The sequence below is a fragment of the Enterococcus devriesei genome, from assembly GCF_001885905.1.
Classification (GTDB): Bacteria; Bacillota; Bacilli; order Lactobacillales; family Enterococcaceae; genus Enterococcus_A; species Enterococcus_A devriesei.
Map to the genome: position 1 here is coordinate 1 of NZ_JXKM01000060.1, position 377 is coordinate 377.

A 377-nucleotide genomic window follows, 5' to 3' on the forward strand; every position below is an offset into this window, starting at 1 on the left:
TTTTTGGAGATTGAATGGCGTTTGGATCGGGACTGGTTTCATGTATATTTTGAAGAGGAACACGCAAACAAGAAGAAGTTTGCACAGGATTTTACACCAGATTCTATTTCAAGACTGTTATCAGAAATCGCAGGACCATCAGCGAAGAATCTAGATGTAGCAGCTGGAACTGGCAGTTTAATGATTCAGAAATGGAATCAGGACCGAATAAGCATATCGCCGTTCCTTTACAGACCATCAATGTTTTTGTATCAATGCGAAGAATTATCTGACAGAGCGTTGCCATTTCTACTTTTCAATTTGATCGTGAGAGGAATGAACGCAACAGTTGTTCATGGGGATGCATTAACACGCGAAGCTAAACAAGTGTATTTTAT

General features: G+C 39.5%; 1 protein-coding gene. It reads left to right on the forward strand.

Going from position 1 to position 377, the window contains the following annotated elements; all coding sequences use genetic code 11:
• Positions 1 to 377: N-6 DNA methylase (locus tag RV00_RS16040; protein WP_143141816.1), on the forward strand; the 377-nt coding region annotated here is incomplete at both ends.